Source organism: Brachymonas sp. KE5 (assembly GCF_057773645.1).
The window spans coordinates 2,677,878-2,701,828 of sequence record NZ_CM173463.1 but is presented as its reverse complement, the minus strand read 5'-3'; the positions used below and the strand labels follow the sequence as shown (position 1 = coordinate 2,701,828).

The following is a 23,951-nucleotide window of genomic DNA, read 5'->3' as shown; positions in this document are numbered from 1 at the left end:
GACACAGACAGGAACATCCCAGGCGGAGCAACGGCCGGCGTGCCTGGAAGTTGCAGAGGTGAAAGGAAATAAAATTAGTCATAAAGAACTAATTATGCGGTATTTTCACGGCATGAAGCCGAACAAGACAACGGCGGCAACCATGTCCCCCATCCGCCTTTGCCGCCAGCCCCGGCGCGCTGCGCCAATTCGCGCGAAAATGGGGCATCCGCGCGCTCCGCGTGACGCTGCTGCATTTCCGAATCCAACCGTTTTCCGCATTCCCATGGCCCAGCTCCCCATCCTCGTCTATCCCGATCCCCGCCTCAACACGGTCGCCAAGCCCGTGGCTGCCGTGGATGACCGCCTGCGCGGCATCATCGCCGACATGTTCGACACCATGTACGAGGCCAAGGGCATCGGCCTGGCCGCCACGCAGGTGGATGTGCACGAGCGCCTGGTGGTGATCGACGTATCCGAAGAACGCAACCAGCGCATGGTGGTGATCAACCCCGAGATCGAGTGGATGAGCGAGGAACGCATCAAGGGCGACGAGGGCTGCCTGTCGGTACCGGGCATTTACGATGGCGTGGAGCGTGCCGAGCGCATCCGTGTGCGCGCGCTGGACGAGCACGGCAACAGCCGCGTGATCGAGGCCGAGGGCCTGCTGGCGGTGTGCCTGCAGCACGAAATGGACCATCTGGCCGGCAAGGTGTTTGTCGAATACCTCAGCCCGCTCAAGCGCAACCGCATCAAGACCAAGCTGGCCAAGGCCCAGCGCGAGGCCGAGCGCGAAGCGCGCGCCCAGTAATCCCGCACAAGGCAGTTCCGAAATGAAAGTCGTTTTCGCCGGTACGCCGGAGTTTGCCCAGGTAGCGCTGGAGCGCCTGCTGGCCGCCGGTTTCGAAGTGCCGCTGGTGCTGACCCAGCCCGACCGTCCCGCCGGACGCGGCATGAAGCTGCAGGCCTCGCCGGTCAAGCAGACGGCACTGGCGCACAACATCCCGGTGGCGCAGCCGCTCAGCCTGCGTCTGGATGGCAAGTATCCCGACGATGCCGCCGCTGCGCGCGAGGCGCTGCTTGCCGTGCAGCCCGACGTGATGGTGGTGGCCGCCTACGGGCTGATCCTGCCGCAGTGGGTGCTGGATCTGCCGCGCCTGGGCTGCCTCAACATCCACGCCAGCCTGCTGCCGCGCTGGCGCGGCGCCGCGCCCATCCACCGCGCCATCGAGGCGGGCGATGCCGAGACAGGCATTACCATCATGCAGATGGACGCAGGGCTGGACACCGGCGACATGCTGCTGGTGGAGCGCCTGCCAATCGCGCCGGAGGACACCACGGCCACGCTGCACGACAAGCTGGCCGCCCTGGGTGGCCGCCTGATCGTGGAGGCGCTGGAACTGGCTGCCTGCGGCGGCTTGCAGCCGGTCAGGCAGCCGGAGCAGGGCGTGAGCTATGCGCACAAGATCGAAAAGGCCGAAGCGCTGGTCGACTGGAGCCTGCCCGCCGATCAGATCGGCCGCCGCGTGCGTGCCTTCAACCCCTTCCCCGCGGCGCTCACGCATGCGCGCACCCCCGAGGGCAAGAGCGAGCCGGTGAAGATCTGGGGCGCACAGCCTTCCGCCATGGCGGTGCCGGCGGGCGCACGACCCGGGCAGGTGCTGGCGCTGGATGCCTGTGGCATTCACGTCGCTTGTGGAAGCACGCGTCTTGCAGACGAAACCAGCCGCTCTACCCTGTGCCTGACCGAACTGCAACGCGCCGGCGGCAAGCGCCTGCCGGCGGCAGACTGGCTGCGCGGCTTTGCCCTGCCGGTGGGCAGCATTCTCGGCGAACAGGCCTGAACCATGCCATCCACCACCGAAGTGCAGCAGCTGCACGGCGCCACGGTGCCGCGCGACTTCGCACTCGAGCCGCGCGTGCTCTCGCGTGCCATGCTGCGCCAGCGCGCCTTCTGGGAGGGCTCGCGCGCCTACCGTCCGCTCTGGCTCGGCATCGCCTCCTGGGGCCTGATGACCGGGGTGGCCATGACCAACTCCGGCCTGAGCCTGTTCGAGGGCCTGTTGATGACGCTGCTGGTGTTTGCCGGCACCGCGCAACTGGCTGCCATTCCGCTGATCGCCGCGGGCGCGCCGGTGTGGGTGGTGCTGGCCGCGGCCTTCTGCGTGAACCTGCGCTTCGTCGTCTTCAGCGCTCACTTGCGTGACTATGTGCGGCACCTGCCGTTCCGCGAGCGCGTGCTGTTCGGCTATCTCTCGGGCGACATCAACTACGTGCTGTTCGTGCAGCGCTATCCGCATCCGTCCGATGAGCCGCAGCTGCGCGGCGAGCAGATTGCCTGGTACGTGGGCAGCACGGCCACCAACTACGTGGCCTGGTGCACTGCCTGCACGCTGGGCGTGCTGGTGGCGCATGCCTTGCCGCTCTCGTGGGGGCTGGGCTTTGCCGGCACGCTGGCGGTGCTCGGCGTGCTGTGCGCCACGCTGGACAACCGCATGCGCATCCTCGCCACCACGCTGGCCGGCGGCGTGGCCGTGCTGGCCTGGAACCTCCCGCTCAAGCTCAACCTGGTGGCGGCCATCGTGGTGTCGGTGGCGGTCTGTCTGGCGCTGGAATACACGGTGCTGCGCCACAGCTCCGACGAGCGTGATGCACGCGAGGCCCGGCGATGAGCTTTGACACCACCCTGCCGGGCCAGACGGACTGGACCACGCTGCTCATCATCCTGGGGCTGACCGTGGTCACCATCGTCTCGCGCAGCCTGTTTTTCCTCTCCAGTCGCGAGCTGCCCATGCCGCGCTGGTTCCGCCGCGGCCTGCAGTACGCGCCTGCGGCCGCCCTGGCGTCCATTGTGATTCCGGCCATCGTGATGACGCCCGACAACCAGCTCGCCAGCTGGAACGACGCCCGCCTGTATGGCGCGCTGGCCGGTGCCGCCTGGTTCTTCTACCGCCGCAGCGTGATGGGCACCATCCTGGTCGGCATGGCCGTCTACCTGCCGCTGCACCTCGGACTGGGCTGGTAGATGTTGCAGCGAACGATCGTGCCAAATACGGGATTCTGCTGACCTTGCAACATTGAAAAACCCGGTTACACTGCGCTTCCATATTGCTTACGCGGGTGCCGGCCCAGGAGGCTTGGTGTGCGCATGGCAATAGATCCCGATACCCCCTTAGGAGACACCCCATGCAACGTTCCCTTTCCCTGAGCCTGAATGTCCTGGCTCTGGCCGCCCTGACTGCTGTCGTCGGCTGTTCCAAGCAGGAGCCGGCTGCCGGCGCCAGCGCCGGTGCCAGTGGCGCCGCCCCCGCTGCAGCGGCTGACGCCGGCGCGGTCGAAGTGCCCTTCGGCACCGTCGGCCCCATCTCCGGCGGCATTGCCCACATCGGCAAGGACGTGGAAAACGGCGTGCGCCTGGCGCTGGACGAGGCGAATGCGGCCGGCGTGAAGATCGGCGGCAAGCCGGTGCACTTCAAGATCGTGGCCGAAGACGATGCCGGCGATCCGAAGCAGGCCACGGCCGTGGCCCAGAAGATGTGCGACTCCAAGGTCGCTGCCGTGGTCGGCCACCTGCAGTCCGGCACCACCATCCCGGCATCCGACGTCTACGCCAAGTGCGGCATCCCGATGATCACCGCCTCGGCTTCCAACCCGGATCTGACCAAGCCCGGCCACAAGAACGTGTTCCGCCTGATCGCCAACGACAATCAGCTGGGTGAAGCCGTGGCCGTGCATGCCGCCAAGAACGGCGTCAAGACCGTGGCCATCGTCGATGACCGTACCGCCTTCGGCCAGGGCCTGGCCGTGGTGTTCAAAAACGCTGCCGACAAGAACGGCATGCAGGTCGTGGCCAACGAGTTCACCACCGACAAGGCCACCGACTTCATGGCCATCCTGACCGCCATCAAGGCCAAGAAGCCGGACGCCATCCTGTTCGGCGGCCTCGACGCCCAGGCCGGCCCCATGCTGCGCCAGATGGGCCAGCTGGGTCTGGACAACGTCAAGCTGTTCGGCGGCGATGCCATCTGTACCGAGAAGCTGCCCGAGCTGTCCTCCAACTCCAAGACCGTGGAGAACGTGATCTGCGCCACCGGCGGCTCTTCCGTGCAGAAGATGGACGGCGGCCCCGACTGGCTCAAGGGCTACGAAGCCAAGTATCCCAAGCAGTTCCAGATCTACAGCCCCTACGCCTATGACGCCGCCCGCGTGCTGATCGAAGCCATGAAGGCAGCCGACTCCACCGATCCGGCCGTGTACCTGCCCAAGCTGGCAGCCACCAACTTCAAGGGCCTGACCGGCGAAATCAGCTTCACCGACAAGGGCGAGCTGCAGAAGCCGGCCGTGACGCTGTACACCTACAAGGACGGCAAGCGCGTCGAAATGTAAGGCTGCAAGCGCGACGCTCCCTGCGGGCGTTGCGTGTGTATTCCTGCGCCGCACGGCGCACCCGTTCCTGGGCCCTGCTGCAGGAACCGTGGTGCACCGGGCGGTTTTTTTGTGCCCGCAATAACCCGTCCGGCAGGGTGGCCTCCCGTTGACAGGCGGATTGCACCCAATAAGATGTATATGAAATATATCTTTATCCCGTGGATCTTCAGGGAGAGCTGCCATGCGCCTTGCCACCATGACCGATTACGCCTTGCGCCTGCTGATGTACGTGGCGCAGCAGCCGGAGCGCCTGTGCACCATTGCCGAAATTGCGCATGCCTACGGGGTGTCCGAGGCACACCTGATGAAGATCACCCATCAACTCGGTCGCCAGGGCTGGCTGGAGACGGTGCGTGGCAAGGGCGGCGGCATCCGCCTGGCCGTGGCGCCGGACGACATCGGCATCGGAGCTGTGGTGCGCGGCATGGAGCCCGATTTCTACCTGGTGAACTGCCTGACGCAGGACGTGAGCTGCGCCCTGGCCGGCAGTTGCCGCCTGACCGGCATCATGAGCGGCGCCCTGCAGCAGATGCTGGACTATCTCGACGACTACACCCTGACTGACCTGCTGCCGCCCGATCCGGCCGAGTTTCCGGTGCAACCGCCCGCACCCTGGCAGCCGCCGCCTGCCATCCGGGTGCGCAACGCCCGGCGTTGACCCGCCTGCGTCCATCGCCCCTGACGGAGAGAGCCATGACCCATGTCGTAACCGAAGCCTGCATCAACTGCAAATACACCGACTGCGTGGACGTCTGTCCGGTGGATGCCTTCCGCGAAGGCAAGAACATGCTGGTGATCGATCCGGACGAGTGCATCGACTGCGCGGTCTGCATCCCGGAGTGCCCCGTGGCCGCCATCTTTCCCGAGGAAGATGTGCCGAAGGACCAGCGCAAGTACATCCCCATCAACGCCGATCTGGCGCGCAAGTGGCCGGTGATTGCGCGCACCCACGCGGCCCTGCCGGATGCGGACGACTGGGCCAAGGTGGAAGAGAAGGCGCAACTGCTGGACGAGCGCAGCGCCAGGGATCCGGACTGAACGCTCAGGCTTCGTCAGCGCCGTCCTGGCCTTCGATATCGTAATCCTCGACTTCCGGCGGCTTCACCAGCAGTACCGGCACGGGCGAGTCCTGCACCAGCTTGCTGGAGGTGGAGCCTTCCAGGGCGGTGCGCACCAGGCCCAGCGCGCGCGAACCCATCACCACCATGTCGCAGCCGTAGGACTCGATCAGTTCCAGGATGGCCGGCACCGGATCGCCGGTGAGCACAGCGGTTTCATACGGCACATTGAAGGATTCGAGCAGCCGGGCCGATGCCGCCATGCTGTCGGCACCGGCTTCGAGCGCCACGTTGGCCAGCATTTCCTGGTCGTCGCGTGCGGTCAGGCGCTCGTAGAACGAGGCGGGCTCCTGCACGTTGGCCAGCACGAACTCGGCCTTCAGACCCTCCTGCACCAGACGCAGGGCAAAACGGGTTTCATGCAGCGACAGGGCGCTGCCATCGACGGGGAGCAGGATCTTCATGGCTTGTTCCTTCCTCAACGGGATTGCGTGCCGAACCGGCGCACGTCACAAGTCCATTGTGCCAGCGTGCGGCATCAAAACGGTGCACATTGGCTTGCTCCGGCGTGGATGCTTCCTATAATCGCCGCAGTCATCCAGTTTTCATGATTTTCTGCCCACACAGGAACCCGCCATGCAATTCATCCGCTTCTCCGACCTCTGCGCCAACGGTCAGGCCAAGGGCAAACGCGTCTTCATCCGCGCCGACCTGAACGTGCCGCAGGACGATAACGGCAACATCACCGAGGACACCCGCATCCGTGCCTCGCTGCCCTGCATCCAGATGGCGCTGGACGCCGGTGCTGCCGTGATGGTCACCTCCCACCTGGGCCGCCCGACCGAAGGCGAGTTCAAGCCGGAAGACTCCCTGTCGCCCGTGGCGGCGCGTCTGTCCGAGCTGCTCGGCCGCGAGGTGGAGCTGGTGAGCAACTGGGTGGACGGCGTCGACGTCGAGCCCGGCCAGGTGGTGCTGCTGGAAAACTGCCGCCTGAACGTGGGCGAGAAGAAGAACAAGCCCGAGCTGGCCGAGAAAATGGCCAAGCTGTGCGACATCTTCGTGCACGATGCCTTCGGTACCGCGCACCGCGCCGAAGGTACCACTTACGGCATCGCCCAGTTCGCCCCGGTGGCCAGCGCCGGCCCGCTGCTGGCCGCCGAAATGGACGCCATCAGCAAGGCCCTGGCCAATCCCAAGCGCCCGCTGATCGCCATCGTGGCCGGCAGCAAGGTCAGCACCAAGCTCACCATCCTGCAGAGCCTGGCCGACAAGGTCGACGGCCTGATCGTGGGTGGCGGCATCGCCAACACCTTCATGCTGGCTTCCGGTCTGCATATCGGCAAGTCGCTGGCCGAGGGCGAGCTGGTGGAAGAAGCGAAGAAGGTGATCGAGGCCATGAAGGCGCGCGGCGCGGAAGTGCCGATCCCGGTGGACGTGGTGACGGCCAAGGAATTCAAGGCCGATGCCAAGGCCGAAGTGAAGGATGCCAAGGACGTAGCCGAGGACGACATGATTCTGGACATCGGCCCCAAGACGGCGCAGCTGCTGGCCGACAAGCTCAAGGCCGCCGGCACCATCGTCTGGAACGGCCCGGTCGGCGTGTTCGAGTTCGACCAGTTCGCCCACGGCACCGAAACCATTGCCCGCGCCATTGCAGCCAGCGATGCCTTCAGCATTGCCGGCGGCGGCGACACGCTGGCCGCCATTGCCAAGTACGGCATCGACAAGGACGTGAGCTACATCTCCACCGGCGGCGGCGCCTTCCTGGAAGTGCTGGAAGGCAAGACGCTGCCGGCCTTCGAAATCCTGGCCAAGCGCGCCAACGGCTGACGGACCGCGCGCCCCGGACTGCAAGTCCCCGCCGGGGGCTTTGCTTTTTTCAGGTTCTAGACGACTGGTCTAATTCTGTGTATACTGCCCCCATGCACAAGGATTACGCCTGCAGCCGTCAGCACATTCTGGATACGGCAGCTCCCATTATTCAAGGCAAAGGCTATGCCGCCGTCGGGCTGGCCGAGATCCTGAAGGCGGCTGGCGTGCCCAAGGGCTCGTTCTACCATTACTTCAAGTCCAAGGAAGCCTTCGGGCAGGCCCTGCTCGAAAGCTATTTCGACAGCTACCTGTCCCGCCTGCAGGCCATCCTGACCGACTGTCACGGCGGCACGGCTGCGCAGCGCCTGATGCGCTACTGGCAGCTGTGGGTCGAGACGCAATCCGCAGAAGGCACCGAGCACAAGTGCATGGTGGTCAAGCTGGGGGCGGAAGTTTCCGACCTGTCCGACCCCATGCGCCAGGCCCTGGCGCAAGGCACGGCGCAGGTCATCCGGCAGTTGCGCGACTGCGTGGACGAAGGCATCGCCGACGGCTCGCTGCCGGCGGATCTTGACGCGGCGCAGACCGCACAATCTCTCTATGAACTGTGGCTGGGCGCCACCATGCTCACCAAGGTCCGGCGCGACCGCAGTGCCCTGGAAACTGCCTTGCGTACCACGCAGCTGCTGTTGCGGCTGCCGCCTCAGCCCGCGGCATGAACCATGCTGCATGGGTGTGCCATTTTTTATGCCTCTGTTAGACGACCGGTCTACTCATAGTGTTCCCTCTCCCCTCCCAAGAAAGACTTCTCATGACTGATACGAACTCCCGGCGCCCGCACCTGAACAGCCCCACGCAGCTCGGCGCCCTGCAACTGCGCAACCGCGTCGTCATGGCGCCGCTCACGCGCAGCCGGGCCGACGCCGGCGACGTGCCCGGCGCCTTGATGGTGGAGTATTACCGCCAGCGCGCCGGCGCGGGCATGATCATCACCGAGGGCGCCCAGGTCTCGCCCCAGGGCAAGGGCTACCCCGGCACGCCGGGCATCTACAACGCCGAACAGGTGGCCGGCTGGCGTCAGGTCACCGATGCCGTGCATGCGGCGGGCGGCACCGTGGTGCTGCAGCTGTGGCATGTCGGGCGGGCTTCGCATCCCTCGGTGCAGCGGAATGCCGCCCTGCCGGTGGCCCCGAGCGCCATCCAGCCCTCCGGCCAGATCTTCACCGAAACCGGCCTGCAGCCCTTCGTGACGCCGCGGGCGCTGGAGGAGTCGGAACTGGCGGGTGTGTTGGACAGCTACCGCACTGCAGCGCGCCATGCGCGTGATGCCGGCTTCGACGGCGTTGAAGTGCACGGCGCCAACGGCTACCTGCTGGACCAGTTCCTGCGCGACGGCTCCAACCAGCGTACCGACGGCTACGGCGGAGCGGTGCAGAACCGCGCCCGCCTGCTGCTGGAAGTGGTGGATGCCGTGTGCGGCGTCTGGGGTGCAGACCGCGTGGGCGTGCGCCTGTCGCCCAACAACCCGTTCGGCGACATGCGCGACAGTGACCCCATGGCTACCTTCGGCCATGTGATCCGCGCGCTGGACGAGCGCGGCCTGGCCTATCTGCACATGGTCGAGGGCGAGGCCGGGCTGGCCGAAGTCGATCCCAACGTGCCGCATGCTGACATTCTGAGCCTGCGCCAGCTGTGGCACGGTGCCTACCTGGCCAACGACCGCTACACCGGCGAACTGGCCGAAGAAGCACTGGCCAGCGGCTATGCGCAGGCCGTATCGTTCGGCAAGGCCTTCATCGCCAACCCCGACCTGCCGGCGCGCCTGGTGCAGGGCGCGCCGCTCAACACGCCGGACACGTCCACCTTCTATGGCGGTGGCGCGAAGGGCTATACCGACTATCCCGCGCTCGCCGCCTGAGTCCCTTGTCCCCTTGATGTGAGGAGAAAACCCATGACCCCCGATTTCCAGCAGCTTCGCAACACGCAAATCCAGCTTGCCTCGCGCCCGGTGGGCGCACCCACGCCCGACAACTTCCGCCAGGTGGACGTTCCGGTCAGCGCACCGGGCGAGGGCGAAGTCCTGATCGAGCACCTGTTCCTGTCGCTTGACCCCTACATGCGGGGCCGCATGAGCGATGCCAAATCCTATGCCGCCCCCACCGCCATCGGCGAGGTCATGCCCGGAGGTACGGTAGGCCGTGTGCTGGCTTCGCGCCACCCGGACTTTCAGGAAGGCGACCTGGTGCAAGGCATGGGCGGCTGGCAGCGCTACAGCCTCTCCGACGGCAAGGGTCTGTTCAAGCTCGATCGCGACATGGCCCAGCCCTCGATGGCGCTGGGCGTGCTGGGCATGCCCGGCTTTACCGGCTACATGGGGCTGCTCGACATCGGCCAGCCCAAGGCGGGTGAAACCGTGGTGGTGGCGGCCGCCAGCGGCGCGGTGGGCAGCGTGGTGGGCCAGATCGCCAGGATCCGCGGCTGCCGCGTGGTCGGCGTGGCGGGCGGCGCAGAGAAGTGCCGCTATGTCACGGAAGAGCTGGGCTTCGACGCCTGCATCGATCACCGGGCTGCAGATTTTGCCGCGCAACTGGCTGCTGCTTGCCCCAACGGCATCGACGTGTATTTCGAGAACGTCGGCGGCAAGGTGTTCGATGCGGTGCTGCCGCTGCTGAACGTGGGCGCCCGGGTGCCGCTATGCGGCCTGATTGCGCAGTACAACGCCACCAGCCTGCCCGCCGGTCCGGACCGCCTGCCGCTGCTGATGGGTACCCTGCTGACGCGCCGCATCCGCATGCAGGGCTTCATCATTTTCGACGACTACGGCGACCGCTACCCGGCGTTTGTGCAGGAGATGGGCCGCTGGGTGCAGGAAGGGCGCGTCAAGTTCCGCGAGGACCGCGTGACCGGTCTGGAGCAGGCGCCCGAGGCCTTCATCGGCATGCTGCAGGGGAACAACTTCGGCAAGCTCGTGGTGCAACTGGGCGACGCACAATAAATGGCACGCTGGTGCTATTGCTACAGCAGAATGCCAAACCCCGGCGGCAGAAGATGCCGCCGGTTGGACATTAACAATCCGGACGGGGCCGCTCTGTACATCATCCGCAGCACAAGTCTTACCCTCCGGTTACGCCTTGGTTTTCCTGTAATACTGGCGTAATCCGGGGGAAATTCATAGAATGTAGCAGCAGTCCTATAGCGGGAAGGGCAGAATTGTGCAAAGCATTCGCCTTTCACGAGCAGGGCTGCGCCCTGCACACTGTTGTGCCTTGTTGTACCGGATATGACTGAGACTACTGCTGTACCCCCCGCCCCGATGCCGATTGGCCCCGGCGAGCCGATGCCGCACCGCAAGGTGATCCGCTCCTGGACCAACCCGTTTGCCCAGCGCGACAACTGGCACGCCTTCGTGCTGCTGGTGCTGGACTACATCCTGTTTTCCGCGCTGGTCGCCGGCGCGGTGCTGTTCGACGCCTGGTGGCTGCAGCTGCTGAGCGGTCTGGCAGCCGGCTTCGTCATCGGCCGCCTGTTCATCATCGGCCATGATGCCTGCCACATGAGCCTCACGCCCAACCGCAAGCTCAACAAGTGGCTGGGCCGCATCGCCTTCATGCCCTCGCTCACCGCCTACAGCCTATGGGACGTGGGCCACAACGTGGTGCACCACGGTTACACCTGCCTCAAGGGCGTGGACTTTGTCTGGGAACCGCTCACCAAGGAGGAGTTCGACGCCCTGTCGCCCACGCAGCGCCTGCTGCAGCGCATCTACCGCAGCGGCTGGGGCGCCGGCATCTACTACATGATCGAGATCTGGTGGAAGCGGGAATTCTTCCCGAACAAGACGCACATGCCCACCCGCCGTCCGGTCTTCTTCTGGGACAACATCCTGGTAGTGGCGTTCTGGATCGTCTGGGCCGTGGCCATCACGGCGCTGGCGCTGGCCTATGAGCAGCCGGTGTGGCAGGCCTTCCTGTTCGGCATGGCCGCTCCGCTAATGTTCTGGTTCTACATGATCGGCTTCGTGGTGTATGTGCACCACACGCACGAGAAGGTGACCTGGCAGAACGACAAGACGGCCTGGGGCAAGGCGGCACCGTTCGTGTCCACCACCGTTCACCTGACCTTCCCGTTCAAGATCGGCGCCGCCATGCACCACATCATGGAGCACACCGCTCACCACGTGGACATGAGCATCCCGCTGTACCAGCTGAAAAAGGCACAGGCCAAGCTCGAAGAGCTGCTGCCGGGCCGCATCGTGGTGCAGGCCTTCTCCTGGAGGTGGTACTTCGATACTGCGCGCAAGTGCAAGCTGTACGACTTCAAGCAGATGTGCTGGACCGACTTTGCCGGCCGCGCCACCAGTGTGCCGCGCACCGACGTGACGGTGGTGCCGGCCTGATGGTCTGCCCCTGAACGCTGCGCCGAGCGCACGCCAAGACCCGCCCGCTTGCTGCCGGCGGGTTTTTTGTTGTGGGGCGTGCTGTAAGGGATTCCGCCATGTGCCTGTCACATCCATCATGCAAGAATGGACCTCTGCACGCCTTGCCCTGAGCAGGGCTTTCCACATACTTCCGGATTCACCATGCGCCACCACGCCACCAAGATCGTCGCCACCATCGGCCCCGCATCCAGCACGCCCGAAATGCTGGAGGCAATGATCCAGGCGGGGGTGAGCGTGGTGCGTCTCAACTTCAGCCACGGCACCGCGCAGGACCATATCGACCGCGCCCGCATGGTGCGCGAAGCGGCGCAGAAGGCAGGGCGCGAAGTGGCCATCATGGCCGATTTGCAGGGCCCCAAGATCCGCGTCGGCAAGTTTGCCGATGGCAAGGTGCAGCTCGAAACCGGCCAGCCTTTCATGCTCGACGCCGGCCGCCACGAACCGGGCGATATCGAAGGCGTGGGGCTGGATTACAAGGAACTGCCGAATGACGTGAAGTCAGGCGACGTGCTGCTGCTCAATGACGGCCTGATCACGCTGAAGGTGGATGCCGTGCGCGGCCAGGCGGTGCACACCACGGTGCTGGAGGGCGGCGAGCTGTCCAACAACAAGGGCATCAACAAGCAGGGCGGCGGCCTGTCCGCGCCGGCGCTCACCGGCAAGGACATGGAGGACATCAAGACCGCCATGGCGTTCGAGGCCGACTATGTGGCGGTGAGCTTTCCGAAAAGCGCCACCGACATGGAAATGGCGCGCCAGCTCTGCCATGTGGCGGGTGCCGGGTTGGGTCACCGGCCGTTCCTGATCGCCAAGATCGAGCGCGCCGAGGCCATTCCGCGGCTCGAATCCATCCTGCAGGCCAGCGACGGCATCATGGTGGCGCGCGGCGATCTGGCTGTGGAGGTGGGCAATGCGGCCGTGCCGGCGCTGCAGAAGCACATGATCCGCCTCGCCCGCCAGCTCGACAAGGTGGTGATCACGGCCACGCAGATGATGGAGAGCATGATCAGCAACCCCATCCCCACGCGCGCCGAGGTGAGCGATGTGGCCAATGCGGTGCTGGACGGCACCGATGCGGTGATGCTCTCTGCCGAGACGGCGGCCGGCAAATATCCGCTGCAGACGGTGCGCGAAATGGCGCAGATCTGCGAGGCGGCCGAGCGCTTCGACCCGGCCATGAATACCGATGCGGACTTCACCGGGCAGAACTTCACCCGCATCGACCAGTCGATCGCGCTGGGTGCGCTGTTCACGGCGCAGCATCTGGGTGCCAAGGCGATCGTGGCGCTGACCGAATCGGGTTCCACCGCGCTGTGGATGAGCCGCCATCGCGTCAACATCCCCATCTACGCGCTCACGCCCAAGGTGGCCTCGCAACGCCGCATGGCGCTGTACCGCAACGTGCAGACCATGCTGATGGACACCCATGCCGACCGCGACACCGTGCTGCACCAGGCCGAACGCCAGCTCAAGGCCGGCGGGGTGCTGCAGAGCGGCGATATCTACGCCATCACCTGCGGCGAGCCGATGGGCGCGCCGGGCGGCACCAATATGCTGAAGATCTGCCGCGCGGCCTGAAGTGTGCGGGCTGCCCGGTGCAGCTTGCGCCAGCGCAAGGGGCGCGCACTTGTCCCTGCTGCGCCCTGCGACAAGGGTGCCCGAATCGCCCCGGCAGGCTAAAATGGCGCAAATTTCATCGCAATGACATCCAGGCCTGCCCCGGAGGGCGGGTTGTATCGCTTTTCAACTTCTGAGGGGACTCTTCCATGGCACTCGTTTCCATGCGCGAACTGCTGGACCACGCCGCCGAAAACGGCTACGGCATCCCGGCTTTCAACGTCAACAACCTGGAGCAGGTGCAGGCCGTGATGTCTGCCGCCGATGAAGTCGGCGCCCCCGTGATCCTGCAGGCCAGCGCAGGCGCGCGCAAGTATGCCGGCGAGCACTTCATCAAGTACCTGATCCAGGCCGCCGCCGAAGCCTATCCCCACATTCCGCTGGTGATGCACCAGGACCACGGCACCAGCCCCGCCATCTGCCAGGGCGCGCTCGATCTGGGCTTCGGCTCCGTGATGATGGACGGCTCGCTGCGTGAAGACGGGAAGACCCCCGCCGATTTCGCCTACAACGTGGACGTGACCAAGCAGGTCGTGGCCATGGCGCACAAGATCGGCGCCACCGTCGAAGGCGAGCTGGGTTGCCTGGGCAGCCTGGAAACCGGTGAAGCCGGTGAGGAAGACGGCGTGGGCGCCGTCGGCAAGCTGGACCACAGCCAGATGCTGACCGACCCCGAGGAAGCCGCACAATTCGTGGCCGCCACCCAGCTGGACGCACTGGCCATCGCCATCGGCACCAGCCACGGCGCCTACAAGTTCACCCGTCCGCCCACGGGCGACGTGCTGGCCATCAGCCGCGTGAAGGAAATCAACGCCCGCATTCCCAACACGCACCTGGTGATGCACGGCTCCTCCAGCGTGCCGCAGGACCTGCTGGACATCATCAACCAGTACGGCGGTGCCATGAAGCAGACCTACGGCGTGCCGGTGAAGGAAATCCAGGAAGCCATCAAGTACGGCGTGCGCAAGATCAACATCGACACCGACATCCGCATGGCGATGACCGGTGCGGTGCGCAAGTTCATGCACGAGAACCCCTCCAAGTTCGACATGCGCGAATGGATGAAGCCGGCGCGTGAAGCCGCCAAGGCCGTGTGCAAGCAGCGTTATCTGGAATTCGGCTGCGAAGGCCAGGGCGCAAAGATCAAGGGCATCCCGATGAGCGTGATGGCCGAGAAATACGCCAGGGGCGAGCTGGCGCAGCAGGTGCGCTGAGCGGTGGGGGGCGCCGCCTGACGGCGCTTGCTGCTGAACAAAAAAGTGCCACCGGAGACTCGGGAGAGTCTTGCGGTGGCTTTTTTTCGTGTGGCCGCGTTCCAGCGCAGGAAGGCGATGAACCATTCAGTCCGGACTGATGGCGGGCTTTTTCATGTGGGCAAGCGCCCCTGCACCGCCCGGCTTTCCTTCCACGCCTGGTGCACGAACGGATCGGTGATCGCATACAGCCCGTGCGCCTTGCGCAGCACGATGTTTTCATCGAGCATGGCATTGATGGTGGGCTGCACCTCTTCCATGCGCACGGGGCGGTGCAGGTGTTCGCCATAGGCAGTCAGGGCATCGGGCGTGAACAGGCCCTTGGATTCGCCGGCTTCGGTGGCGGCGATGCGGGCGAAGATGGCTTCGGCCAGGCCGCCCAGGCTTTCCAGCCGGCGCAGTTCCTCGCCGGCCAGGGCATTGCGCAGGGTGGAGGCAACTACCGGAAACACCTCATCCGGCTTGAGCTGCGGCTGCTCCTGCAGCGCCACCAGTTGCTGGCGCAGGGCGCGCAGCATTTCCTCCGGGCGCTGGCCCAGCGTCTGGAAGGCGTGCCAGGCCACTTCGGGCGAAGGCATCTGCGGGCCGAGCCCGCCATCGGCGGCCTGCCGCAGCAGGTGCTCCACATAATCGCGTCCCAGCAAGGGAAACGGCACGCTCACGGCGCCGGCAAAGGCCTGGTTGCGTCGCGCCGTCAGCTCGTTGACCATGGCGCGGTGCGAGCCGGTGCCGACGAAGTAGAAGCGCCCCTGCGACTGCGGATTCTGGTTGATGGCATCGCGCGCCGCCTTGAGCGCCAGCAGCAGGCCGTGGCCGTTTTCGGAGGTGATGGCGTGCTGCACCTCGTCGATGATCAGCACCACATCGGTCTGGGCCTGTTCCACGATGGCGGCAATGGCCTGCGCCAGCGTGGTGCCGTCTTCCTTGCCCAGGCTGTCGAGCGAGAAGCCGAACTTGAAGCCCAGCGCGCCCACCTCGGCGCCCTTCACGCGCGCCAGGGTCTTGCGCATGCGCGAGCCCTGGTTCTGCAACTCGGCCAGCGCCTGCTTTACGGCGGCATGCACCAGCGAAGTGGGCGAGGCCTGTACATCGCTCCACAGGTCCACATAGATCACCAGCGCACCCATGGCCTCCAGCGCGGGAATGAGGTCGTGCTGCAGGAAGGTGGTCTTGCCGGTGCGGCGCTGGCCGGAGAGGAACAGGCCGGATTGCAAGGACGCATCCAGCGGGCCGGGGCGCAGCAGCTGTGTGGCCATCTGGCGGCCAAGGTCGGGGCGAGGGTAGACGCTGGACATGGCGATTTACCAAAAATTATGAAATTCGAATAATTATATGGATTGCATAAAAATTTTAATAGCCCTCATGGAAAACCAGAGCCGCCGGGAAAATCCCCAATGAAACCTCCGTGCAGAGCATGCACAGTGGATGGTGTCCTACCTTTGCCGGTGCGCGTTCTGCGTACAGTCTGGCCTGTTGTCCATTCCCGCCATGCTGCCTGTGTCGATCTTCAAGCCTTCCTCTCCTGCGCCCAGCGTGCTCTGGGTGGTGCGCCACGGCCAGAGCGCCGGCAACGTGGCCAGCGATCTGGCCAACTCGCGCCAGCTGCCCATGCTCGATATCGGCACGCGCGACATGGACACGCCGCTATCGTTGCTCGGAGAGCGCCAGGCCGATGCGCTCGGGTACTGGTTCAGTACGCTGCCACCGGAGGAACAGCCGGATGTGCTGTTGTGCTCGCCCTATCTGCGCGCTGCAGAAACGGCGCGCCGCATGCTGCAGGTGAGCGAGATGCCGACCACGCTGCGCATGGACGAGCGCCTGCGCGAAAAGGAGTTCGGCGTGCTCGACCGCTACACGCGCTTCGGCATTCAGCAGAAGTTTCCGGACCTGTTCGAGCAGCGCGCCCAGGTGGGCAAATTCTATTTCCGGCCGCCTGGCGGTGAGAGCTGGTGCGATGTGATCCTGCGCCTGCGCAGTTTCATGGAGATGACGGCGCGCGAATACGATGGCCAGCGCGTGCTGGTGGTGGGCCACCAGGTGATCGTGAGCTGCCTGCGCTATCTGCTGGAAGGGCTGGCCGAACAGGAGATTCTGGCGATCGACCGAGAAGGCGATGTGCCCAATTGCGGCGTGACGTCGTACCACTTCCATGCGGAGGGGTTCCGCGACGGCAAGCTCATGCCGCGGCTGGTGAACTTCACGGCGCCGCTGGAGCAGGCCGGCACGCCGGTGACGGCCGCCAAGGATGTGCCAGTGGCTCCCAAGGCGTAAGCCATCAGGGCGACCTGATGGCTTCCCCAACGCCAAGGCCAAGGCCCAGGCAGCGCAAGGCAAGGTGCCGGGCCGCACCGTGGGCCCGGTGGGCTATCTGGCGCGGGAACTCTCGCACGAGTTTCCTGCGCTGCTCAAGGAGCTGCAGACCGGGGGCTGAATCATGCCCCGGGCGGGCTTATTTGCCCCACACCTGCGGCAGCTTGTAGCCGGGGAAGCGCTTGACGGCATAGGCCTTGAACGCGGGCGACTGGTAGGCGGCAATCACGTCGCGCGCCCAGGGCTTGTTCACGTCAGCCGTCCTGATCACGCCCACGTTCACATAGGCGTTGCTCTTTTCCTGGTACAGCGCCGTGGTCAGCTTGATGCCGCTGCTCACCGCATAGTTGCCGTTGATCACGGCAAAGTCCACATCGGCGCGCGAACGCGGCAGTTGGGCCGCTTCCAGAGGGCGCAGCACCAGCTTGCGCGGGTTGGCGGCAATATCGCGCTCGGAAGCCGTCACCGGGTTGATGCCGGGTTTGAGCGAAATCCAGCCCAGATCGGCCAGCATCACCAGCGCGCGTGCCAGGTTGCTGGGGTCATTCGGCAGGCTGACGGAGCTGCCCGGCTTCACGTCGGCCAGCGCCTGGCGCTTGCCGGCGTAGATGCCCAGCGGGGCCGTCGGTACCTGGAATACCGGCGTCAGGTGCAGCTTGTGCTGGGCGCTGAATTTGTCCAGATAAGGGCGGTGCTGGAACACGTTCAGGTCCAGCGAGCCCTCCTGCAGCGCCAGGTTGGGGCGCACGTAGTCGGTGAACTCGACCAGCTTGACCTTGTAGCCCTGCTTCTCGAGGAGCGGGCGGATGCTCTGCCTGACCTGGTCGCCGAAGTCGCCGACGGTGGTACCGATGACGATCTGCTGCTTGGCCGGATCGGCGGCAAGAACGGCGCCGCTGGCCGCCAGGGCCGTGGCGAGCAGGGCGGACTGGATCAGGATGCGCTTGGATTGCTGCATGGGATTCTGTCTTTCTTTGTGGGAAATGGACGAAAAAAACGGGGATGGGCGCTTCAGCGCTTGTCGAGCCGGGCGGCGGCGTAGTTGCCGGCCAGCTGGATGAGTTGCACCAGCACGATCAGCAACAGCGACATGGCCACCAGCACCACTGTGTCGTAACGCTGGTAGCCGTAGCGGATGGCCAGATCGCCAATGCCGCCGCCGCCCACCACGCCGGCCACGGCCGAGTAGCTCAGGAAGCTGATGGTGAGTATGGTGAAGCCCGCAATCAGGCCGGCGCGTGCCTCCACCAGCAGCACCTTCACGATGATCTGCAGCGGGCTGGCACCCATGGCCTGCGCTGCCTCCAGCACGCCGCGCGGAATCTCGCGCAGCGACTGCTCGGCCAGCCGGGCAAAGTAGGGGATGGCGGCAAACGACAGCGGCACGGCGGCGGCCAGCGGGCCGATCGAGGTTCCCGCCACCATGCGGGTGAAGCCGCTCAACACCACCATCAGGATGATGAAGGGGAAGGAGCGCACCAGGTTCACCACCCAGCTCAGCAGGCCATGCAGCCAGCGGTTGTCGGCCATGTTGCCGCGGCGCGTGAGATAGAGCAGCACGCCCAGCGGCAGTCCGAACAGCAGCGCCGCACCCAGACCGATGCCCAGCATCAGCGCGGTCTCGATGGCGGCCTGCACGATCTCGTCCTGCATGTCGGCCAGATGTTCCCAGGCGCCGGCCCAGGTGATGGGCGTCTCTTCGTCCAGGGTGCCAATTACTTCGTCTTCCATGCTCATGCCTCCTCGAGCAGTGCGCGCGTTTGCGGATGGTGGGTAGTGATGTCGCGGTCCTGCACCTCCACCACATCGACGACGCGGCCGGCCGACAGCACGGCGGCCCGCTGGCACAACGCACGCACCACCTGCATCTCGTGCGTGACGATGACGATGGTGACGCCGAAGCGCTGGTTGATGTCCTTCAGGCAGTCGAGCACGGACTGGGTGGTCTGCGGATCCAGCGCGGACGTGGGTTCGTCAGCCAGGATGACGGCGGGATGCGGCGCCAGCGCGCGCGCGATGCCCACACGCTGCTTCTGTCCGCCCGAGAGCTGGGCCGGATAGTGCTGCGCGCGCTCGGTAAGGCCCACGATCTCCAGGCATTCGGCCACGCGGGCGCGGATGCGTTCGGCGCTCCAGCCGGCGACTTCCAGCGGAAACGCCACATTGCCCGCCACGGTGCGGTTGGCCATCAGGTTGAACTGCTGGAACACCATGCCGATCTTCTGGCGCATCTGGCGCAGGGCACGGGCATCGAGCTGCATCAGATCCTGCCCGTCGATGCGCACGTGGCCGGCATCGGGCCGCTCCAGCAGGTTGATCAGGCGCAGCAAGGTGGACTTGCCCGCGCCCGACTGGCCGATCAGGCCGAAAATCTCGCCTTGCGCAATGCGCAGGCTGGTGGGATGTACCGCATCGAACCATCCACCGCCCTGTGGGGCCGGATAGCGCTTGCGTACCGATTCCAGTTCAATCATTTGCCGACTTCTTGGTGTGCAGGAGCCGGCTTGCGGCCGGCCAAACGGACTATGGGGTAAACCCGAAGTTGGGATTATGGTCCGGACGGAAAGTTATATGCTTATTTTTGTATAAAAAATTTTTTCTTATGCTTTTTAAAGAAATTGCATAAGGCTTGTACGAGCGCTTCAACGTGCCCTGCCACGGAGGCTTGCGGGGGGTGTGGCGGCATAAAATAGGACAGCCCGATTTTTCTCCTCCCTGCGAAGGAAACGCCCGCATGAGCAACGCACTCCACACCTCTTCCATCACCTCGCTGCCGCTGCTGGCTCGCGGCAAGGTGCGCGACAACTACGCCGTGGGCGACGACCGCATCCTGATGGTGGCCAGCGACCGCATCAGCGCGTTCGACGTCATCATGGGCGAGCCGATTCCCGGCAAGGGCGCGCTGCTCACGCAGATGGCGCTGTTCTGGTTCGACAAGCTCAAGGACATCGTGCCCAACCACCTGACCGGCGATGCTCCCGAAAGCGTGGTGGCCCCCGAGGAAGTGGCCCAGGTGCAGGGCCGCAGCATGCTGGTGAGGCGCCTCAAGCCCCTGCCGGTGGAGGCTGTGGTGCGCGGCTACCTGGCCGGCAGCGGCTGGGCCGAGTACCAGCAAAGCCGCAGCGTGTGCGGCGTGCCCCTGCCCGAAGGCCTGAGCAATGCCGCCAAGCTGCCCGAGCCCATCTTTACCCCGGCGGCCAAGGCCGAAGTGGGCGAGCATGACGAGAACATCAGCTACGAGCAGGTGGAAAAAACCATCGGCCCGGCACTGGCGGCGCAGATGCGCGACGTGAGCATTGCGCTGTACAAGGCCGCGGCCGACTATGCGCTGACCAAGGGCATCATCATCGCCGACACCAAGTTCGAGTTTGGTCTGGACGCCGACGGCAAACTGACCCTGATGGACGAAGTGCTGACGCCCGACAGCTCGCGCTACTGGCCGCTGGATGGCTACGAGGCTGCCTACAAGGCCGGCAAGAATCCGCCGAGCTATGACAAGCAGTATCTGCGCGACTGGCTGGAGACGGCGCAGGTGGATGGCAAGCCGTGGGGCAAGACGGCGCCTGCGCCGGTGTTGCCGCAGGAGGTTAGCGAGGGGACCAGTGCGAAGTATCGGGAGGCGTTGGAGAGGTTGACGCGCTGAGCCGAGCCCTGGAGCAAAAAAGATGAAAGCCCGGCACTGCCGGGCTTTCCATTTGGTGCATCTTTCAGCTTGTTAGCGTCCAGAGCTCATTTCCCAATAAGCTGGTGGAATCATTGTACGCTTGATTTGGTTTATATTGCAATAAATTAGTTCAAGATTGCGAGGGGGAGGCAATGGCGGGAACCAAAACGATGTCGTATAGGTTGGCGATAGACCTAGGTTCTACCTCTTTGGGGTGGGCGGTACTTAAACTGGCTCCAGCTCAGGTTGAAGGATATAGACTGCGTCCTACTGCCATTGTCAAGGCCGGCGTGAGAATTTTCAGTGATGGCCGAAACCCTAAAGATGGGTCTTCATTGGCCGTCACCCGGCGTAATGCGCGCGCCATGCGTAGACGTCGGGATCGGCTCCTGCGTCGCAAAGTCAGGCTGATGGAAAAGTTGGTCGACTACGGATTTTTCCCCGCTGATGCGCGCGAGCGTAAGAAACTCGAATTGCTTAACCCGTATGAGCTAAGAGCAAGAGGGTTGCGTGATCCGCTTTCCGCAGGAGAGTTCGCACGTGTCCTTTTTCATATCAACCAGCGGCGTGGCTTCAAGAGCAATCGAAAAACCGACAAAAAGGAGACTGACAGCGGTGCACTGAAGGCGGCAATAAACGGGTTGCGCCAAGCCTTGATGGATCAAGGTTGTCAAACAGTCGGCGAACTGCTTTATCGTCGACTGACGGATTCGAGCAAGCCTTCGCATGAGCGTACCGTTCGTGCGCGCTACCGCGAGACGCGCATTCCACGAGAGGACGGCAAGACAAAAATCGAAAAAAGCTACGACCTCTATATTGATCGACAGATGATCGCCGAAGAGTTTGATGCACTCTGGGCAAAACAATCAGAGTTCAATCCAGCTCTTTTCAACGAGGTTGCTCGTGCGGATTTGCGGGATACCTTGTTGTATCAACGCAAATTGCGTCCAGTCAAGCCGGGCCGTTGCACTTTGCTGCCAGAAGAAGAGCGTGCGCCCCTAGCTTTGCCTAGCACCCAGCACTTCCGCATTTTGCAGGAGGTGAACAACTTACGCATCTTGGGCCAAGACCTGCAAGATCGCCCACTGACAGAAGCGCAGCGTGACCTGATTGTCGATGCACTGGAAAACAATACCAAGGTGACCTTCAAGCGGATGCGAAAGCTTCTCCAGTTGGGCAGTCTGGGCCAGTTCAACCTGGAAGACGAGAAGCGCACAGAGCTCAAGGGGAATGCCACTACGGCATCGCTCGCTCGAAGCGAGCATTTCGGTGACGCGTGGTTCGACCTTGATGCGGAAACGCAGGACGAAATCGTCTGGAAGCTCTTGAATGAAGAGAGCGAACCATTTCTTGTGGAGTGGCTACGAGCACGTACTGGTATCGACGAGGTCAACGCTCTCCGCATCGCCAATGCCGGCTTGCCTGAAGGATACGGAAGCTTGAGTCGCAAAGCGCTCACGTTGATCCTCCCTGCGCTACGCGAATGCGACTTGCTTGACGGTGGGAGCGTGCCGCGAACTTATGACAAGGCAGTACTGGCCGCTGGATTTGCGCACCATAGCAAGCTTGGATTCGATTTTGACTTTAACGATGCAGACGTTGAGCACGCCGTTGATCCAGACACTGGCGAGATCACACCAGTGTTTCAACAGTTGCCGTACTATGGCAAAGCCTTGCAGCGCCACGTAGCCTTTGGATCGGGAAAATTGGAAGATCCGGAAGAGAAGCGATACGGCAAGATTGCCAATCCCACCGTGCACATCGGTCTGAATCAAGTTCGCACCGTGGTGAATGCATTGATTCGCAGGTATGGCCGACCTACCGAGATCGTCGTGGAGTTGGCGCGCGATCTGAAACAAAGTCGGGAGCAAAGGCAGGAGGCGCACAAGCGACAAGCTGAAAACCAGAAGCGTAACGAAGGCATCCGTAAAGAAATCGCAGCGATTCGTGGCATTCTTGAGCATAACGTTAAGCTCGCGGATTTGCAAAAGTGGATTCTTTGGGAGGAGTTAAGCTCTGATGTGGCTGATCGTCGCTGTCCGTATAGCGGTGAGCAAATCAGTGCGGCGATGCTGCTGAGCGATGAAGTCGAGATGGAACATGTATTGCCGTTCTCATCGACTTTGGACGATACGCTAAACAATCGCGTCGTGTGCATGCGCCGGGCAAACCGGGTCAAAGGAAATAGAACACCCTGGCAGGCCCGTGAAGACTTCGAGGCCCAAGGCTGGAGTTATGACGGGATACTGCTGCGCGCTGAGCGCATGCCCAAGAACAAGCGCTATCGCTTTGCAGCGGATGGTTATGAGCAGTGGCTACGGGATGACAAGGGATTCCTGGCCCGGGCATTGAATGACACGCGCTATCTGTCGCGCGTTGCCAAACAGTATCTGAACCTGGTGTGTCCAGGTAGTGGTGTCCGCGTTATTCCAGGACAGATGACCGCACTGCTTCGCGCAAAGTTCGGCTTGAATGACGTGCTCGGTCTGGATGGAGAGAAAAACAGGAACGATCATCGTCACCATGCCGTGGATGCTTGTGTAATTGGCGTGACGGACCAAGGGTTGCTGCAACGATTCGCCATTGCAAGTGCGGATGCGCGCAACAAAGGATTGGGACGCCTGGTCGATAACATGCCACTCCCATGGTCAACCTATCGCGATCATGTGGAGCGAGCGGTTCGACAGATTCGGGTCAGTCATAAGCCTGACCATGGCCATGAAGGAGCTATGCATAACGACACCGCTTATGGTTTGCTCGGTGAGGGCAAGGTATTTGTGCACAAGCGAGTTGAAAACAGGCGCGAGCGAGTGGAAGAGAATCTTAAAGTGTTGCGGTTCTCCAATCGCAAGGCAGTGCATGCCACGAACCGACCATGGTTTGGATCGAGCCACAACCAGCCGGAAGACGCATACAAAGGCTACAAGGGTGACAGCAACTATTGCATCGAGATAGTCCGTAATGGCAAAGGTAAATGGGAGGGAGAAGTCATCTCTACCTTCGACGCCTATCAACTCGAGCGAAAGTTGATCGCAGACTTCCGTGCGACTCACGGCAGGTCAGTGCGAGTGCCTGGGTTCCTGTCTCTGCTTAGCCAAACTGAGTCACTGAGCGGCAAGCCGCTTGTGATGCGATTGATGCGGGATGACTTTGTCAAGCTGTTGGCAGAGACGGGGGAGGTTGTTTTGTTGCGCGTCAATACGATCAAGGGTAGTGGCGAGATCCTGCTTGCGCCTCATGATCAAGCCAATGTGGATGCTCGCAATCGAGACAAGGAGGACAGTTTCTCCTATATATCGAAACGAGCAGGATCCTTGCAGAAGGCCCATGGCCGTCATGTCACCATCTCCCCGATTGGCGAAGTTCGCGATCGGCGTTATCCGGGTTAAATG

22 protein-coding genes are annotated in these 23,951 nt (G+C 63.6%); 17 read left to right on the top strand and 5 right to left on the bottom strand.

The annotated features are described in order from the left end of the window. Positions 1–265 precede the first annotated feature (265 nt). The 7 genes from def to fdxA all read left to right on the top strand — a co-directional run bounded on the left by def (position 266) and on the right by fdxA (position 5,445). The gene (gene def / locus ACX36O_RS12785; RefSeq protein ID WP_347255534.1) at positions 266–790 is read left to right on the top strand and encodes a peptide deformylase; all 525 of its coding nucleotides are present in this window, start codon (positions 266–268) and stop codon (positions 788–790) included. Between the two features lie 22 nt (positions 791–812). Then, on the top strand, positions 813–1,823 hold the full coding sequence (gene fmt / locus ACX36O_RS12780; RefSeq protein WP_371686791.1) for a methionyl-tRNA formyltransferase: 1,011 nt from the start codon (positions 813–815) through the stop codon (positions 1,821–1,823). 3 nt (positions 1,824–1,826) lie between these two features. After that, positions 1,827–2,651, top strand: a complete 825-nt coding sequence (locus ACX36O_RS12775; RefSeq protein WP_250131067.1) for an AzlC family ABC transporter permease — start codon at positions 1,827–1,829, stop codon at positions 2,649–2,651. Beyond that, positions 2,648–3,004, top strand: coding sequence for an AzlD domain-containing protein (locus ACX36O_RS12770; RefSeq protein WP_213362084.1), 357 nt, complete (start codon positions 2,648–2,650; stop codon positions 3,002–3,004). The genes ACX36O_RS12775 and ACX36O_RS12770 overlap by 4 nt, the downstream gene beginning before the upstream one ends. Positions 3,005–3,165: 161 nt before the next feature. Beyond that, entirely contained in the window at positions 3,166–4,365 is a 1,200-nt protein-coding gene (locus tag ACX36O_RS12765; RefSeq protein WP_347255538.1) for a branched-chain amino acid ABC transporter substrate-binding protein, read from the top strand. A 223-nt stretch (positions 4,366–4,588) separates the two neighbouring features. Beyond that, entirely contained in the window at positions 4,589–5,065 is a 477-nt protein-coding gene (locus ACX36O_RS12760; protein WP_488359863.1) for an RrF2 family transcriptional regulator, read from the top strand. Between the two features lie 35 nt (positions 5,066–5,100). Continuing rightward, positions 5,101–5,445, top strand: a complete 345-nt coding sequence (fdxA, locus tag ACX36O_RS12755) for a ferredoxin FdxA (protein ID WP_213362079.1) — start codon at positions 5,101–5,103, stop codon at positions 5,443–5,445. A 4-nt stretch (positions 5,446–5,449) separates the two neighbouring features. Here the strand turns inward: fdxA and ACX36O_RS12750 are convergent, their stop codons facing one another. Beyond that, positions 5,450–5,929 (bottom strand): universal stress protein, encoded by a 480-nt coding sequence (locus ACX36O_RS12750; RefSeq protein ID WP_371699118.1) that lies wholly within the window; start codon positions 5,927–5,929, stop codon positions 5,450–5,452. A gap of 172 nt (positions 5,930–6,101) precedes the next feature. Here ACX36O_RS12750 and ACX36O_RS12745 point away from each other — a divergent pair, with 172 nt between their 5' ends. The 7 genes from ACX36O_RS12745 (at position 6,102) to fba (ending at position 14,546) form a co-directional block, all read left to right on the top strand. Further along, a complete protein-coding gene (locus ACX36O_RS12745) occupies positions 6,102–7,295 on the top strand; it encodes a phosphoglycerate kinase (protein ID WP_488359862.1) in 1,194 nt (397 codons plus the stop codon). A gap of 92 nt (positions 7,296–7,387) precedes the next feature. Beyond that, positions 7,388–7,996 (top strand): TetR/AcrR family transcriptional regulator, encoded by a 609-nt coding sequence (locus ACX36O_RS12740; protein WP_488359861.1) that lies wholly within the window; start codon positions 7,388–7,390, stop codon positions 7,994–7,996. A gap of 92 nt (positions 7,997–8,088) precedes the next feature. Further along, entirely contained in the window at positions 8,089–9,195 is a 1,107-nt protein-coding gene (locus tag ACX36O_RS12735) for an alkene reductase (RefSeq protein WP_488359860.1), read from the top strand. A 33-nt stretch (positions 9,196–9,228) separates the two neighbouring features. Then, positions 9,229–10,272 carry an NADP-dependent oxidoreductase gene (locus tag ACX36O_RS12730; RefSeq protein ID WP_488359859.1) on the top strand — a complete coding sequence of 348 codons (1,044 nt, stop codon included), beginning with the start codon at positions 9,229–9,231 and terminating at the stop codon, positions 10,270–10,272. Positions 10,273–10,557: 285 nt separating this feature from the next. After that, complete coding sequence (locus ACX36O_RS12725; RefSeq protein ID WP_250131066.1) at positions 10,558–11,673, top strand: fatty acid desaturase; 1,116 nt, start codon at positions 10,558–10,560, stop codon at positions 11,671–11,673. 183 nt (positions 11,674–11,856) lie between these two features. Further along, positions 11,857–13,293 carry a pyruvate kinase gene (pyk, locus tag ACX36O_RS12720; RefSeq protein WP_488359858.1) on the top strand — a complete coding sequence of 479 codons (1,437 nt, stop codon included), beginning with the start codon at positions 11,857–11,859 and terminating at the stop codon, positions 13,291–13,293. A gap of 188 nt (positions 13,294–13,481) precedes the next feature. Continuing rightward, a complete protein-coding gene (fba, locus tag ACX36O_RS12715) occupies positions 13,482–14,546 on the top strand; it encodes a class II fructose-bisphosphate aldolase (RefSeq protein WP_213362070.1) in 1,065 nt (354 codons plus the stop codon). 152 nt (positions 14,547–14,698) lie between these two features. Here fba and ACX36O_RS12710 read toward each other — a convergent pair whose 3' ends face one another. Beyond that, a complete protein-coding gene (locus ACX36O_RS12710) occupies positions 14,699–15,880 on the bottom strand; it encodes an AAA family ATPase (RefSeq protein WP_371698889.1) in 1,182 nt (393 codons plus the stop codon). 193 nt (positions 15,881–16,073) lie between these two features. On the opposite strand from ACX36O_RS12710, the gene ACX36O_RS12705 reads away from it, so the two are divergent. Further along, positions 16,074–16,856: a histidine phosphatase family protein gene (locus ACX36O_RS12705; protein ID WP_213362068.1), complete on the top strand. Its 783-nt coding sequence runs from the start codon at positions 16,074–16,076 to the stop codon at positions 16,854–16,856. A 178-nt stretch (positions 16,857–17,034) separates the two neighbouring features. Here the strand turns inward: ACX36O_RS12705 and ACX36O_RS12700 are convergent, their stop codons facing one another. The 3 genes from ACX36O_RS12700 to ACX36O_RS12690 all read right to left on the bottom strand — a co-directional run bounded on the left by ACX36O_RS12700 (position 17,035) and on the right by ACX36O_RS12690 (position 19,369). Continuing rightward, complete coding sequence (locus tag ACX36O_RS12700) at positions 17,035–17,853, bottom strand: MetQ/NlpA family ABC transporter substrate-binding protein (protein ID WP_213362067.1); 819 nt, start codon at positions 17,851–17,853, stop codon at positions 17,035–17,037. 53 nt (positions 17,854–17,906) lie between these two features. Then, positions 17,907–18,548 carry a methionine ABC transporter permease gene (locus ACX36O_RS12695; protein WP_213362776.1) on the bottom strand — a complete coding sequence of 214 codons (642 nt, stop codon included), beginning with the start codon at positions 18,546–18,548 and terminating at the stop codon, positions 17,907–17,909. Positions 18,549–18,628: 80 nt separating this feature from the next. Beyond that, positions 18,629–19,369: a methionine ABC transporter ATP-binding protein gene (locus ACX36O_RS12690; RefSeq protein ID WP_213362066.1), complete on the bottom strand. Its 741-nt coding sequence runs from the start codon at positions 19,367–19,369 to the stop codon at positions 18,629–18,631. 260 nt (positions 19,370–19,629) lie between these two features. Here ACX36O_RS12690 and ACX36O_RS12685 point away from each other — a divergent pair, with 260 nt between their 5' ends. Both ACX36O_RS12685 and cas9 read left to right on the top strand, forming a co-directional pair. Then, on the top strand, positions 19,630–20,538 hold the full coding sequence (locus ACX36O_RS12685; protein ID WP_488359857.1) for a phosphoribosylaminoimidazolesuccinocarboxamide synthase: 909 nt from the start codon (positions 19,630–19,632) through the stop codon (positions 20,536–20,538). Between the two features lie 173 nt (positions 20,539–20,711). Then, positions 20,712–23,948, top strand: a complete 3,237-nt coding sequence (gene cas9 / locus ACX36O_RS12680; RefSeq protein ID WP_422540941.1) for a type II CRISPR RNA-guided endonuclease Cas9 — start codon at positions 20,712–20,714, stop codon at positions 23,946–23,948. Positions 23,949–23,951 lie beyond the last annotated feature (3 nt).

Excerpts from the sequence above, each read along its gene's own strand:
- ACX36O_RS12695 (WP_213362776.1), bottom strand. The coding sequence starts at position 18,548 with ATGCAGGACGAGATCGTGCAGGCCGCCATCGAGACCGCGCTGATGCTG.
- ACX36O_RS12760 (WP_488359863.1), top strand. The coding sequence starts at position 4,589 with ATGCGCCTTGCCACCATGACCGATTACGCCTTGCGCCTGCTGATGTAC.
- pyk (WP_488359858.1), top strand. The coding sequence starts at position 11,857 with ATGCGCCACCACGCCACCAAGATCGTCGCCACCATCGGCCCCGCATCC.
- fdxA (WP_213362079.1), top strand. The coding sequence starts at position 5,101 with ATGACCCATGTCGTAACCGAAGCCTGCATCAACTGCAAATACACCGAC.
- fmt (WP_371686791.1), top strand. The coding sequence starts at position 813 with ATGAAAGTCGTTTTCGCCGGTACGCCGGAGTTTGCCCAGGTAGCGCTG.
- ACX36O_RS12750 (WP_371699118.1), bottom strand. The coding sequence starts at position 5,929 with ATGAAGATCCTGCTCCCCGTCGATGGCAGCGCCCTGTCGCTGCATGAA.
- ACX36O_RS12690 (WP_213362066.1), bottom strand. The coding sequence starts at position 19,369 with ATGATTGAACTGGAATCGGTACGCAAGCGCTATCCGGCCCCACAGGGC.
- ACX36O_RS12705 (WP_213362068.1), top strand. The coding sequence starts at position 16,074 with ATGCTGCCTGTGTCGATCTTCAAGCCTTCCTCTCCTGCGCCCAGCGTG.
- ACX36O_RS12730 (WP_488359859.1), top strand. The coding sequence starts at position 9,229 with ATGACCCCCGATTTCCAGCAGCTTCGCAACACGCAAATCCAGCTTGCC.
- ACX36O_RS12685 (WP_488359857.1), top strand. The coding sequence starts at position 19,630 with ATGAGCAACGCACTCCACACCTCTTCCATCACCTCGCTGCCGCTGCTG.
- ACX36O_RS12740 (WP_488359861.1), top strand. The coding sequence starts at position 7,388 with ATGCACAAGGATTACGCCTGCAGCCGTCAGCACATTCTGGATACGGCA.
- ACX36O_RS12770 (WP_213362084.1), top strand. The coding sequence starts at position 2,648 with ATGAGCTTTGACACCACCCTGCCGGGCCAGACGGACTGGACCACGCTG.
- ACX36O_RS12775 (WP_250131067.1), top strand. The coding sequence starts at position 1,827 with ATGCCATCCACCACCGAAGTGCAGCAGCTGCACGGCGCCACGGTGCCG.
- ACX36O_RS12700 (WP_213362067.1), bottom strand. The coding sequence starts at position 17,853 with ATGCAGCAATCCAAGCGCATCCTGATCCAGTCCGCCCTGCTCGCCACG.
- fba (WP_213362070.1), top strand. The coding sequence starts at position 13,482 with ATGGCACTCGTTTCCATGCGCGAACTGCTGGACCACGCCGCCGAAAAC.
- ACX36O_RS12725 (WP_250131066.1), top strand. The coding sequence starts at position 10,558 with ATGACTGAGACTACTGCTGTACCCCCCGCCCCGATGCCGATTGGCCCC.
- def (WP_347255534.1), top strand. The coding sequence starts at position 266 with ATGGCCCAGCTCCCCATCCTCGTCTATCCCGATCCCCGCCTCAACACG.
- ACX36O_RS12735 (WP_488359860.1), top strand. The coding sequence starts at position 8,089 with ATGACTGATACGAACTCCCGGCGCCCGCACCTGAACAGCCCCACGCAG.
- ACX36O_RS12745 (WP_488359862.1), top strand. The coding sequence starts at position 6,102 with ATGCAATTCATCCGCTTCTCCGACCTCTGCGCCAACGGTCAGGCCAAG.
- ACX36O_RS12710 (WP_371698889.1), bottom strand. The coding sequence starts at position 15,880 with ATGTCCAGCGTCTACCCTCGCCCCGACCTTGGCCGCCAGATGGCCACA.
- cas9 (WP_422540941.1), top strand. The coding sequence starts at position 20,712 with ATGGCGGGAACCAAAACGATGTCGTATAGGTTGGCGATAGACCTAGGT.
- ACX36O_RS12765 (WP_347255538.1), top strand. The coding sequence starts at position 3,166 with ATGCAACGTTCCCTTTCCCTGAGCCTGAATGTCCTGGCTCTGGCCGCC.